We start from the raw sequence: 13,296 nt of genomic DNA, 5'->3' as shown, positions 1-13,296 counted from the left end.
TGCAAATCCCTCAATTCGCCTCAGCCGGAGTGACTTGTGCAGTCATCTCGGCACCGCCAAGCAATTGTCGGCGAATGGCATCGAACACCCTGCGGCGGTCATCGGCGGTGTAAATGCTCGCAACCACTGTCGTGCGCACGCCGCCATATTCGGCGACCCAAACCTGCTTCACGCCGTCTTTGGTCAGATAGTCGCCAAAATACGTTCGTGCGTCCGGATCGGCAGGTACGTTGAACTTGCCCTCAAACAGCGTTTCGATCAGCCCGGCTCGCTCAGCCTCGCCCCGTCCGACCCGAGCCAGGTTACGCCACTCGGATGGCTTGGCCACGTCGGCAAACGCTACGGCAACGATCGGCGAAAGGTTCGATCGGCCGAGATAAACGAAGAGCGGATCATTCCGATGATGCGCACGTGTGCGCTCCAATCCTGCCAGCTGGCCTGGCAGGGCAGTCATCCGCGCTTCAGTAGGTCCGACAGCCTCTCCGGCGCCCGGCATCGGCGTCAGCACGAAAGCACTCAGCAGCGCCAGAAGCAATGTCATGCCAGCGCCCCTTCGATCGCCGCCTCAATCTCATGGATCCGGAACGGCTGCCCCGACACCTTGTTCAACGGCCGCGCATCGACCAGAAACTGATCACGCAGCACCGTCTTGAGCTGCCCGGTGTTCATCTCGGGCACGAGCACCTTCTCGTAACCCTTGAGCAAATCACCCAAATTTCCCGGCATCGGCCAGATATGGCGGATATGGATGTGGCTGACATCCAACCCCTTGCGCCGCGCGCGCCGCACCGCCTGGGTGATCGGGCCATAGGTCGATCCCCAGCCGACCACGACCAGTTTTCCGCCCGCCGCGCCCTGCTCGATCACCTGATCCGGGACATCGATCCCCGCCACCTTGTCACGGCGGATATTGGTCATCGCCTGATGGTTGTCCGCCGAATAATCGAGGTTGCCCGTGCCGACCTGCTTCTCGATCCCGCCGATACGGTGGAGCAGGCCCGGCGTCCCCGGCTTCACCCATGGCCGCGCCAGCTTTTCGTCGCGGGCATAGGGCATGAACTTCTCGCCCTCGGCCGGCGCATCCGTCTTGAACGTCACCGGGAACGGCGCATAGCCGCTCATGTCCGGCACCTTCCACGGCTCGGCGGCATTGGCGATATAGCCGTCGGTCAGGATCATCACCGGGGTCATATATTGCGTCGCGATCCGCACCGCCTCGATCGCCACGTCGAAGCAATCGGCGGCGGAGCGCGTCGCGATCACCGGCATCGGCGCATCGCCGTTGCGGCCATAGACCGCCTGATACAGGTCCGACTGCTCGGTCTTGGTCGGCAAGCCCGTCGATGGCCCGCCGCGCTGCGAATTGACGATGATCAGCGGCAGCTCGGTCATGATCGCCAGGCCCATCGCCTCGCCCTTCAGCGCGATGCCCGGCCCGGACGATGAGGTAACGCCCAGCTGCCCGGCATAGGACGCGCCCAGCGCCGACGCGATCGCCGCAATCTCGTCCTCCGCCTGGAAGGTCGTGACCCCGAACTCCTTCAACCGGCTGAGATAATGCAGGATCGCCGATGCTGGCGTGATCGGATAGCCGCCAAAGAACATCGGCAACCCGGCCAGCTGCGCCCCCGCGACCAGCCCCATCGAAATCGCCTCAGCCCCGGTCACCGTGCGGTACAGCCCCGGCTCGACCGGCGCGGCGGGAACATGGACCTGTGCAATCCCCAGCGCGCCCAGCTCCGCCGTCTCGCCATAGGCATGGCCGGCATTCAGCGCGGCGATATTCGCCTCGGCCAGCTCGGGCGCCTTGGCGAACTTGGCCTTGAGCCAGTCGATCAGCGGCCCGCGCTCACGGTCGAACATCCAAAGCGCCAGCCCCAGCGTCCACATATTCTTGCAGCGCAGCGCTTCCTTGTTGCCAAGCCCGAACGGCTTCACGGCATCCAGCGTCAGCTGCGAGATATTGAGTTTGAGCAGCTGCCATTTGGCGAGGCTGTCGTCCTCCAGCGGGTTCGCGGCGTATTTCGCCTTGTCGAGGTTGCGCTTGTTGAACTCACCCTCGTCCGCGATGATCAGACCACCGGGCTTGAGATCGCCGACATTGGTCTTGAGCGCCGCCGGGTTCATCGCGACCAGCACGTCGGGCGCATCGCCCGCGGTCTCGATCGCCGCCGACCCGAAATTGATCTGGAAAGCGGAAACCCCGAACAACGTCCCCTGCGGCGCGCGGATCTCGGCGGGGAAGTCGGGGAAGGTGGCGAGATCATTGCCCGCCAGCGCGGTCGACAGGGTGAATTGCCCCCCGGTCAGCTGCATCCCGTCTCCGGAGTCGCCGGCAAATCGGACGACGACCGCCTCGGGTGGCGGATTGGCGGAAGCCTCTTCGGGCGTGACCTGATGGGCGGCAGTGGCCATTCAGTCTCTTCCTGCAATGTCCCACCCTCTTACGCCTCGGGGTGGGTTGCATGGAAGGTAGAAGGATGCCGGACGGTTGCAACCGGTTCTTTTAGGGGGGGCCGCCCAGCGCCAGGATCGACGCAACATGCCGCGCCGACACCTCCATCGCATCGACGCCATAGCCCCCGCCCAATGCGCTGGCGAGCGGGAGCCCATGCCGCCGCGCCAGCGTCGCGATCCATGAATCGCGCACGACCAACCCCTCCAGGCTCAGCGCCAGCCGCCCCAGCCGGTCGCCCTCCCATGGATCGACCCCGGCCTGATACAGCAGGATCGTTGGCTCAAACGCATCGACCAGCCCCGGCAGGCTAGTGGTCAGCGCGTCCATGTAGCCCGCATCATCCACCGCATCGGGCAGCGCAACGTCGAGCGTCGATCGCGCCTTGCGCACCGGGAAGTTCTTGTCGGCATGGATCGAATAGGTCGCGATGTCGGTGCGCCCGGCGGTCAGCGCCGCGGTGCCATCGCCCTGATGCACATCGCAATCGACGATCAGCACCCGCTCGCCTTCCTCCGCCAGCCGGTGCGCGGCGATGGCGAGGTCGTTGAACACACAGAACCCTGCGCCCGTCGCGTGCAGCGCATGATGGCTGCCCCCGGCGGTATTGGCGGCAAAGCCCCGCTGCTGCGCAATCTTCGCCGCCGCATAGGTACCGCCCGGAACCGCCAGGGCCCGCGCCGCAACCTCCGCCGTCACAGGAAAGCCGATCCGCCGCTCCTTCTCGCGCGGGACGCGGCTCTCGATCACCTCGGCGACATAATCGGGATCATGCACCGCCTCGATCCACTCGCGCGGCATCGGCGCGGGCTCATGCCACTCCAGCGCGTCGCCCAGATCGCGCAGCAGGTCGCGGACAAGGCCGTTCTTGTTCCACTGATACTGGCTGCGCGCAGGAGCCGGCGCGACGTAGAGCGGGTGGTGAACGACGGCGATGGTCACAGGCAGCCCTTAATCCGTTTGCCCTGAGCTTGTCGAAGGGCCGCAGCCCGAACCGTCGAGAAGGTGCTTCGACAGGCTCAGCACAAACGGAGCTCGGCCTATGCCGCCATCCCCTCCAGCGCCTCCTGCGCCTCCATCCACGTCATCTCTGCCGCCTCGATCGCCTTCACCACCGCGCCGCGCTGCTTCATCAGCTCGGTCATCGTCAGTTTGGTGAACTCCGGCGCAGCGCTCGATGGATCGAACATCGCCCGGTCGATCGCACTCAGCTTTTCCTGCAGCTTGACCAGCTCCGCTTCCGCCGCTTTGGCGGCCTTGCGCATCGCATTGCCCTTCTCGCGCGCCTCGGCCGCCTCGCGCCGCGCGTCCTTGCGGTTGCCGCCCTTCGCCGCGCCCTCGGCCTTGGGCTCCTTGGCCAGCACGAAGGCGATGTAATCCTCGATGCTCCCGTCGAACGGCGTCGCGGTCCCGCCATCGACCAGCACCAGCCGGTCGGCGGTCATTTCGATCATATGCCGGTCATGGCTGACGATCACGACACAGCCCTGATAGGCGGTCAGCGCCTGGATCAGCGCCTCACGCGAGTCGACATCCAGATGGTTGGTCGGCTCGTCGAGGATCAGCATGTGCGGCGCGTCGCGCGTGATCAACGCCAGCGCCAGCCGCGCGCGCTCACCACCCGACAGCTTGCCGACCTTGGTCATCGCCTTGTCACCGGCAAAGCCGAACCGCCCAAGCTGGCCGCGCACCGCCGACGGCTTCTCGCCGTCCATCAGCCGCTGCATATGGTCGAACGGGGTCTCGTCGCTGTGCAGTTCCTCGACCTGATACTGGGTGAAGTATCCGACCCGCATCTTCGCCGACGCCGCCTTCTCGCCCTCGATCGGGGTCAGTTGCGCCGCAAGCAGCCGCGCCAGCGTCGTCTTGCCATTGCCGTTGCGCCCGAGCAGCGCGATGCGGTCATCGGGATCGATCCGCAGGTTCAGCCGCGACAGGATCGGCGTGCCATCATAACCGACGCTGGCATGATCGAGCGTGATCAGCGGCGGGCGCAGCTGGTCGGGGTCGGGAAAGCCGAACGCCAGCGTCGGATCGTCCATCACCGCCGCAATTGGCTGCATCTTCGCCAGCGCCTTGGCACGCGACTGCGCCTGTTTGGCAGTCGACGCGCGGGCCGAGTTGCGCGCGACGAAATCCTGCAACTTCGCGCGTTCGGTCATCTGCTTTTCACGCGCGGCCGCCTGCTGCGCCTGTCGCTCGGCGCGCTGCCGTTCGAACGCGTCATATCCGCCGGGATAGAGCGTAAGCTTGCCGCGCTCGAGGTGCAGGATATGGTCGACGACGTTGTTCAGGAAATCCCGCTCATGACTGACGATCACGATCGTCGCGGGGTAGGAGATCAGGAAATCCTCAAGCCACAGCACCGCTTCAAGGTCGAGGTGGTTCGACGGCTCGTCGAGCAGCAGCAGGTCCGGCTGGCTGAACAGCAATGCCGCCAGCGCCACGCGCATCCGCCACCCGCCGGAAAAACTGTCAAGCGGACGATGCTGCGCCTCTTCGTCAAACCCCAGCCCGACCAGAATCCGCGCCGCACGCGACGGCGCGGTATAGGCGTCGATCGCCCCCAGCCGCTCGTGAATCTCGCCCAGCCGGTGCGGATCCTCAAGGCCCTCGGCCTCCGCCATCAGCGCCGCGCGCTCGACATCGGCTTCCAGCACCGTTTCAAACGGCGTCGTCTTGCCCGCCGGCGCCTCCTGCGCGACATAGCCCAGGCGCGCGCCGCGCGGCATGTCGGCACTGCCCTCGTCCGGGTCGATCATCCCGGCGATGACCTTGACCAAAGTGGACTTGCCCGCGCCGTTACGCCCGATCAGGCCGATGCGCCCCTTTGGCGGCAACGCCGCGCTCGCACGGTCGATGATGACGCGGCCACCAAGGCGCACGGTGATTCCGGAAAGATTCAACATGCGCGCCGCCTATCACCGCAGCGCAGCATTCGATAGCCCCCGCTCGATCGCCAGCACACCGCAAGCGGCAGTTACGACAGCCGCCCCTCGAAATCCGCATAGCCGAACGACTTCACGATCCGCAGCTCGTCGCTCCGGCTGTCCCACAGCGCGATGCTCGGCAGCGGCACGCCATTGAACGTCGTCGTCTTGACCATCGAATAATGCGCCTGATCGAGGAACGCGAAGCGCTGTCCCGGCACCGGCCATTCCGGAAAGCGGAAATCGCCGAGGATATCGCCGGCGAGGCACGATGGACCGCCCAGCCGCACCAGCACATCGCCCTCTTCGCCCAGCATCGCGGGACGATAGGGCGCCTCGATCACATCGGGCATGTGGCAAGTGGCGGAGATATCGACGACGCCGATCGGCATGCCGTTGGTGAACACATCGACGAACTCGCCGACCAATATGCCGGTATCGAGCGCGATCGCCTCGCCCGGCTCCAGGATCACCTCCAGCCCGGTCTCGTCGCGCACCTGTTTGAGGAAATCGACCAGATCGTCGCGCTGATAATCGGCGCGCGTGATATGATGCCCGCCGCCGAAATTGAGCCATTTCAGCTGACCCAGATACGGCGCGATCCGCGGCTTCAGCGCCTCCCAGGTCCGGCGCAACGGCGGGAAGTCCTGTTCGCACAGCGAGTGGACATGGATTCCGTCCACGCCCTCCAGATGCTCGGCCTTCAGCTGATCCGCGGGGAAGCCGAGCCGCGAATGCGGCTGGGCGGGGTCGTATTTCTGGACCTCCCCCTCGCTGTGCATCGGGTTCAGGCGCAGCCCGACCTCGAACGTCTCGCCGCGCGCACGCGCCGCCGCCAGCTCGCTCTTCATCGCCGCATGCTGGAACGGCGTGTTGAAGATCACATGATCGGAAATCGCGCAGATCTCGACCATGTCGGACTTTTTGTAACCCGAGCAATAGGTCGCGATCTCGCCATGATAATGGTCCCGCGCGAGCCGCGACTCATACAGGCCCGAGGTCGCGACCCCGTCCAGATAGCGCCCGACCAGATCGCCCAGCGACCACATCGAAAACGCCTTGAGCGCCAGCAGGATCTTCACCCCCGCGCGATCACGGACATCCGCAATGGTCGCCAAATTGCGCTCCACCGCCGCCGCATCGACGACGAAGCAGGGCGACGGTACTCGCGACAGGTCGAACCCGGCGAACGCGCCCGGATCGCCGGCCTTGGTGGACATCACGGGCGACGCTGCACGGGTATCGGCCAAGGGACTAAACTCCGTTTGCCCTGAGCTTGTCGAAGGGCGGTCTTGTATCTGGAAAAAAGGAGCGGTGCTTCGACCCCGGATCAAGTCCGGGGACAAACGAAAGAAGGGAGCCGAAGCCCCCTTCCCCATCAGAATTTGAGCGGCTCCGCCAGCTCATGCACCTGCCACGGCAGACCATGCTGGTTCAGCATGGCCATGAACGGGTCCGGATCGAACTGCTCGATGTTGAACACGCCCTCGCCACGCCACTGGCCATTCAGCATCAGCGCCGCGCCGATCATCGCCGGAACGCCGGTGGTATAGCTCACCGCCTGATTGCCGGTCTCCTCGAACGCGTCCTCGTGGTCGCAGACGTTATAGACGTAGAAGGTCTTCTCTTCCCCGTCCTTCATGCCGGTCGCGATGTCGCCGATATTGGTCTTGCCCTTGGTCGTGGTGCCCAGCGTCGACGGCTCGGGCAGCACGGCCTTGAGGAACTGCAGCGGCACGATCTCGCGGCCTTCGTACATGATCGGCTCGATCGAGGTCAGGCCGACATTCTGCAGAACGCGCAGATGCGTCAGATACTGCTCGCCGAACGTCATCCAGAAGCGGGCCCGCTCCATTTCGGGGATGAACTTGGCCAGGCTCTCCAGCTCCTCATGGTACATGAGGTACATGTTCTTCGCGCCGACCTGATCGAACTCGAACACCTGCCGGGTCGACAGCGCCGGGGTCTCGACCCATTCGCCATTTTCCCAGTGCCGCGCAGGCGCGGTGATCTCGCGGATGTTGATCTCGGGATTGAAGTTCGTCGCGAAATGCTGGCCGTGATCGCCGCCATTGCAGTCGAGAATGTCGAGCGTGCGGATCGTGTCGAGCAGGTGCTTCTTGATGTACATCGCAAACACGCTGGTCACGCCCGGATCGAAGCCCGAACCGAGCAGCGCCATCAGGCCCGCATTCTTGAAGCGATCCTGATAATCCCACTGCCAGCCATAATGGAACCGCGCCTCGTCGCGCGGCTCATAGTTCGCGGTGTCGAGATAGTCGGTGCCGGTGTTCAGGCACGCGTCCATCAGGTTCAGGTCCTGATAGGGCAGCGCCAGATTGACCAGCAGGTTCGGCTTGACCTGCTCGATCAGCTTCGACGTCGCGGCGACGTCGTCGGCATCGACCTGCGCGGTATCGATCGTCACGCCAAAGCGCTCCTTGACCGATTCGGCGATCGCATCGCACTTGAACTGACGGCGGCTGGCGAGCGTGATCTTGCCGAACAGCTCGGGATTCTTCGCCATCTTGTGCACCGCGACCGACGAAACGCCGCCTGCGCCGATTACGAGAACGTCCTTCACGCCTTTGTCCTTCCTCATATGTCCCGGGGGAATGCCGCCCCCATATGGGAGCAACGCCCCGGATGCAAAGGGCGTTGCGCGGGCTGGCCCTTCGCGCCCTCATTCCCCTATGACCGCGACATGAGCATGACGATCGGACGCAGGACATTCATCGGCGGCGCTGCCGCATTCGGGCTTACCGGAACTGCCGCGGCGCAATCCGCGCCAAAGGTGTTCGCCCCCGCCCCGCCCTGGCCCCCGCGCGAAACGCTGATGCTGTGGCCGACCCTCCCGCCCGGCACCCCGCCCGGCATCGCGCCATCGAAACAGCCGGTCCCCCTGCCGCTCGGCACGCCGCAGCGCTGGGAAAAGGGCATCCGCCACCCCTATCTCGGCGTATTCCGCCCGCAACGGCCCGACGGGCGCGCGGTACTGGTGATGCCCGGCGGCGGCTATGTCTTTGTCAGCCTGATCAATGAGGGCGTGAACGTCGCGCGCGTGCTCAACCCGCTCGGCATCACCGTGTTCGTCCTCGCCTATCGCCTGCCCGGCGAAGGCTGGTTCAACCGCACCGACGTGCCGCTGCAGGACGCCCAGCGCGCGATGCGGCTGATCCGCGCCAATGCTGCGCATTATCGCATCGACCCCGCCAAGCTCGGCATCCTCGGCTTTTCCGCCGGCGGCCATCTCGGCGGCACGCTGACCGTCGGCCATGCCGATCCGGTGTACAAGGCCCGCGACACCGCCGACAGCCTGTCGGCGAGGCCCGCCTTTTCCGGCCTGATCTACCCGGTCACCCAGTTTGCCAGCGCCGGCCCCAACAGCCGCTCCGGCCCGAACCTGTTCGGCGGCCCGCCGCCCGCAGGCGCAGCGTCCGCCCGCTTTGACGTCCTCACCCGTGCCAGCGCAGCGATGCCGCCGCTGTTCCTCGCCCACGCAATGGACGACGGCACCGTTTCGGTCGGCCAGAGCATCGCGCTGGTCGAAGCCGCCCGCCGCCACAAGGTTCCGGTCGAGGCGCACTTGCTCGAACGCGGCGGCCACGGCTTCGGCGCGCTCTCGCTCCCACCGACCAACCCCGGCCACAAATGGCTGGAGTGGTTCGCCACCTGGACCGCGACGCATGTAAAGTGATCCAATGCTCCCCGGAACGTGGAGGAGTTGGCGCTAGTTGCACCCCCGCAACAAATCCGTCACCCTCCCACTCAAACAAGGGGGAGGACACACCATGCACAGCGCCATCTTCGGCCCAGTGATCGCACTGATCGGCTGGACCCTCATCATTTGGCTATGGATGTACTTCACCCGCATCCCCGCGATGAAGGCCGCCGGGATCGACGTCGCCAATCTGACCGGCGGCACGGGCAGCGATCTCAAAAAGGTAATCCCGGCCAAACAGCAATGGCCCGCAGACAATTACAACCATCTGCTCGAACAGCCGGTGCTGTTCTACGCCATCTGCATCGTGCTTGCGCTGATGGATCAGGGTGACAATCTCAACGCGCAGATCGCCTGGGCCTATGTCGCGCTGCGCATCGCCCACAGCCTGATCCAGGTCACCACCAACCGCGTCATCATCCGCTTCTCGCTGTTCTCACTCGCGACGATCGTGCTGATCATGCTGACGGTGCATGCGGCGATGGCGTATTGGGGCGTGAGCCTCCACTAAACCCATCGTCGTCCCGGGCTTGACCCGGGACCGGGCTTCTTCTTAATCGGCCCGGAAGGCAGCCCAGCCCCGGCTCAAGGCCGGGGCGACGGGCTAAGGAAACAGCCGCGCCAAACTCCGCTCCAGCATCATCAACTGCCACAGCGTCCGCCCATGCTCGGCGCGCCCGCTGCGATGCTCCTCGGCCAGTCGCGCAATCGCCTTGGGTTCGAACCACCCGCTCCCCGCCAGCACGCGCGACCGCGCTAGCCCCACGGCCTCCTCCGCCAGCGCCTTGCGGAACCACGCCGACACCGGCGTCACGAACCCCATTTTGGGCCGGTACAGCACCTCTTTGGGCAGATACGGCTCCAGCGCCTTCTTCATCAACCACTTGCCCTGCCCGCCCCGGATCCGCATCGATGCGGGCAAGGTCGCGGCGAACTCCACGAAGCGGTAATCGAGCAGCGGTTCGCGCGCCTCCAGGCTCACCGCCATGCTGGTGCGGTCCATCTTGGTCAGGATATCGCCGGGCAGCCAATGCTTGAAATCGGCATATTGCGCGCGGTCCAGCCCGTCACGCGCGGGCGCCTCCCGCATCGTCTCGACATAGCGCGTCTCTGCACGATGCTCCCCCAACGTCGCCCGCGCAGCGTCGGTATAGAGACCAAACCGCACCCCCGGCGTCGTCACCCCCACCGCCTTGGCATAAGCCACCCCGCCCTCGTCCGCCAACGCCAGCAGCGTCGTCTTCGCGCGCAGCGGCCGCGGCGCCCAATCGGCCTTGGGATAAACCCGTCCCAGCGCCCCGAACATGCCGCGCACCGATTCCGGCAGCACCGAGCGCACCCGCTCCTCCGCCGCGTGGAACTTGTACCGCCGATACCCGGCCAGCGCCTCGTCCGCGCCATCGCCCGACAGCGCCACCGTCACGCTTTCCCGCGCCAGCTCGCACACCCGGTACGTCGCCAGCGCCGACGCATCCGCGAACGGCTCATCGAAATGATGCACCAGCGTATCGATCAGCGCATAATCATCCGCCGCGACAGTCTGCACCCGGTGCTGCGTCGCAAAGCGCTCGGCGACCAGCGCAGCATGCGCGGTCTCGTCATAGCCCGCCTCATCGAACCCGATGGTACAGGTCTTCACCGCCGCCCGGCTCGCCTCGGCCATCAGCGCCACCACCGCGCTCGAATCCACCCCGCCCGACAGGAATGCGCCCAGCGGCACATCGGCGATCATCCGCGAGCGCACCGCGCTGCGCAGGTGGTGGATCAGCTCCGCCTCCAGATCGCGCGCAGAACCCTTGGCCCGCTGCGAAAAGTCGATGTCCCACCATTTGACCGGCGCAGGTACGGGCTTGCCGCGCTCCAGCAACAGATAATGCCCGGCAAGCAGCTTCTTCACCCCCGCCAGTACGCTCGCATCGTCGGGGACATAGCCGAGCCCCAGAAAATCCTCGATCGCCGTGAAATCGGGCGTCCGCCGGAACAGTGGATGCGCCAGCAGCCCCTTAATCTCCGAGGCAAACGCCACCGCCCCGTCCGACAGCTCGACATAATGGAGCGGCTTCACCCCCATCCGGTCGCGCGCCAGCAACAGCGACTGCGCGCGCGCATCGTACAACGCGAAGGCGAACATCCCGTTCAGCCGCGCCAGCAGCCCCGGCCCCCAGGCGCGCCAGCCATGCAGCAGCACCTCGGTGTCGCTATGGCTGACAAATGCCGCGCCCTTGGCTTCCAGCTCAGCGCGAACTTCCTGGAAATTATAGATTTCGCCGTTGAAGCTGACGACGACATCACCCTCCGGCGTCGCCATCGGCTGCGCGCCGCCGGCCAGGTCGATGATCGACAGCCGCCGATGCCCGAGGCCAACGCCCGGCGCGGTCCACACGCCGGCTCCGTCCGGCCCGCGATGCACCAGCGCGTCGGTCATCGCCCGCACCCGCGCAGGCTCCACCGGCTTGGGCGTTCCCGGATAGTAAAGGCCAGCTATGCCGCACATCGTGTCGTGAACCCCGCCCCATCAGCCGTCACCCCGCGAAAGCGGGGGCCCATCTCCGGCACTCTCCCAACTTACCACGGTTGGGCTTGTGGCACGTCCGGGAGATGGGCCCCCGCTTTCGCGGGGGTGACGAAAGGTTGCAAGCCCAGCCCGACGAACCGCCTCTATTTCGTCCCCGCCGCCCGATCCGCCAGCTCATCCACCGGCGGCATCGCGCCGAGAAACCGCTTGATCGCCGCCCGAGTCGGCAGATCGGTCTTCTCCGCCGACACCATCACCGCCACCGCGCGCTGCCGCCCACCCAGCAGCTTCGCCCGCAGCGTCTCTGCCTTCACCCGCGACGGGCTGCCCGTCACCGCATCACCGACGCGGTACCAGGTCACGACCTCGCGCTCGACTGGCCCGGGAGCCGTCATCCGCAGCGCGCTTCCGCCCTCCAGCGCCGGCAAATCCTCGATCCGCACCCAGCTGTCATTCTCGCGGATCGCGCCCTGCCCAAATCCGACCAGCTCCTTGCCCTCGCGCTGGCTGGAATAGACCGTCAACACCAGGTCGACCTGCGCCCCCATCCCGTCGGAATAGCGGGTCATCACGAAATGGTCCGCGCCGGGGAAGTTGGGCTTCCACACCGCACGCGTGCTCAGTGGCACCTGCGTCCACCCCGCCACCTGCGGCGCAACGACCCGTGCGGGCAGCGTATCGGCGCGCGCTGCGATCACCCCGGCCCAGGCCATGAACAGGCTCACGATCGTCAGCGAAACCAGCGCCACCACCGCCGGCATCTGCGCCGTCCCCGGCCAGCGCGCCTGCAGCTTCGCCGGATCGAACCACGGCGCATCCGGATCGCGGTCGAACCATTTCCACCCGATCGCCAGCACGCCCGCCATCACCGCGCCAAAGAACACCCAGCCATAAAGGATATGGTCGAACCCCGTCGCCGCCTCGACCGACGTCAGATACGCGGCATAGACCGTCCCGAACGCGCGCACGCCGTTCGCGACGATCGGCACCACCAGCGCCACCGCCATGAACGCCACCCGCCGCGGCCAGCTCGTGTAACAGACATTCGCCACCAGCGCGCCGTACGCGATCATCGCGATCACGAACTTCGCCCCCGAACACGCCTCGGCCACCTCGAAATAACCATTGGGCGTCGTGATCAGCACGCCATCGACATGCGCCGGCACCCCGAACAGGTCGAGCAGCGGCACCAAAATCGCGACCGTCAGATCCTGAAGCGGCTTTTCCAGCCCCTCACCGAACGGCACGAGAAAGATCATATACGCCAGCGGAAACGCCAGCGCCCGCACGACATTCGGCCCCAGCAAGGCAACCACCGCGCCCTGCAGCATCACCACCAGCCCCAGATGCCGGAACAGCGCCACACCCGCCGCATCGCCCAGCAACCACGCCCCAGCGCCGCCCGCAACGATCACCAGTCCCGGCCACCACGCGACCGGCGGCACCTTGGCCAGATCCACCCGCCGCTGCCACACCAGCCACCCGACGACCGGCGCGACAAACAGGCAATGCCCGAACGTCGTGTTGGTCCAGTAAATCGCGGTCAGGTCACCGACATCGCCCCGGAACAGCAGCAACAGCAGCGCCCACACGCCCGCCAGCATCGCCGCATGCCGCTGCCAGCGCGCATCGAACAGCCGCTCTGCCGCAACTGGAATCGCCGCGCTCGCCATGC

General features: G+C 66.0%; 10 protein-coding genes. 2 read left to right on the top strand and 8 right to left on the bottom strand.

Annotated features, from left to right (window positions below; all coding sequences use genetic code 11):
- Positions 1 to 10 precede the first annotated feature (10 nt).
- From K9B35_RS05385 to K9B35_RS05360, 6 genes are all read right to left on the bottom strand, one after another.
- Entirely contained in the window at positions 11 to 541 is a 531-nt protein-coding gene (locus K9B35_RS05385) for a hypothetical protein (RefSeq protein ID WP_224920784.1), read from the bottom strand.
- Positions 538 to 2,415 carry a 2-oxoacid:acceptor oxidoreductase subunit alpha gene (locus K9B35_RS05380; RefSeq protein ID WP_224920783.1) on the bottom strand — a complete coding sequence of 626 codons (1,878 nt, stop codon included), beginning with the start codon at positions 2,413 to 2,415 and terminating at the stop codon, positions 538 to 540. Before K9B35_RS05380 ends, K9B35_RS05385 begins: the two co-directional genes overlap by 4 nt.
- Before the next feature lie 91 nt (positions 2,416 to 2,506).
- Positions 2,507 to 3,397: a histone deacetylase gene (locus K9B35_RS05375; RefSeq protein WP_224920782.1), complete on the bottom strand. Its 891-nt coding sequence runs from the start codon at positions 3,395 to 3,397 to the stop codon at positions 2,507 to 2,509.
- 98 nt (positions 3,398 to 3,495) lie between these two features.
- Positions 3,496 to 5,364, bottom strand: a complete 1,869-nt coding sequence (locus tag K9B35_RS05370; protein ID WP_224920781.1) for an ABC-F family ATP-binding cassette domain-containing protein — start codon at positions 5,362 to 5,364, stop codon at positions 3,496 to 3,498.
- A gap of 71 nt (positions 5,365 to 5,435) precedes the next feature.
- Entirely contained in the window at positions 5,436 to 6,605 is a 1,170-nt protein-coding gene (locus K9B35_RS05365) for a carboxynorspermidine decarboxylase (RefSeq protein WP_224920780.1), read from the bottom strand.
- Positions 6,606 to 6,763: 158 nt separating this feature from the next.
- The gene (locus K9B35_RS05360) at positions 6,764 to 7,969 is read right to left on the bottom strand and encodes a saccharopine dehydrogenase family protein (protein ID WP_224920779.1); all 1,206 of its coding nucleotides are present in this window, start codon (positions 7,967 to 7,969) and stop codon (positions 6,764 to 6,766) included.
- Positions 7,970 to 8,089: 120 nt separating this feature from the next.
- On the opposite strand from K9B35_RS05360, the gene K9B35_RS05355 reads away from it, so the two are divergent.
- Together K9B35_RS05355 and K9B35_RS05350 are read left to right on the top strand one after the other, a co-directional pair.
- Complete coding sequence (locus K9B35_RS05355; RefSeq protein ID WP_224920778.1) at positions 8,090 to 9,082, top strand: alpha/beta hydrolase; 993 nt, start codon at positions 8,090 to 8,092, stop codon at positions 9,080 to 9,082.
- Positions 9,083 to 9,176: 94 nt separating this feature from the next.
- The gene (locus K9B35_RS05350) at positions 9,177 to 9,617 is read left to right on the top strand and encodes an MAPEG family protein (protein WP_224920777.1); all 441 of its coding nucleotides are present in this window, start codon (positions 9,177 to 9,179) and stop codon (positions 9,615 to 9,617) included.
- A gap of 93 nt (positions 9,618 to 9,710) precedes the next feature.
- Here the strand turns inward: K9B35_RS05350 and K9B35_RS05345 are convergent, their stop codons facing one another.
- Both K9B35_RS05345 and xrtA read right to left on the bottom strand, forming a co-directional pair.
- Positions 9,711 to 11,600 (bottom strand): XrtA/PEP-CTERM system amidotransferase, encoded by a 1,890-nt coding sequence (locus tag K9B35_RS05345; protein WP_224920776.1) that lies wholly within the window; start codon positions 11,598 to 11,600, stop codon positions 9,711 to 9,713.
- A gap of 164 nt (positions 11,601 to 11,764) precedes the next feature.
- The gene (gene xrtA, locus K9B35_RS05340; protein WP_224921108.1) at positions 11,765 to 13,294 is read right to left on the bottom strand and encodes an exosortase A; all 1,530 of its coding nucleotides are present in this window, start codon (positions 13,292 to 13,294) and stop codon (positions 11,765 to 11,767) included.
- Positions 13,295 to 13,296: the final 2 nt, after the last annotated feature.

Source organism: Sphingomonas sp. R647 (genome assembly GCF_020177055.1).
Classification (GTDB): domain Bacteria; phylum Pseudomonadota; class Alphaproteobacteria; order Sphingomonadales; family Sphingomonadaceae; genus Sphingomonas.
The sequence above is the reverse complement of the archived record's forward strand: the minus strand, read 5'-3'. Positions and strand labels throughout refer to the sequence as shown.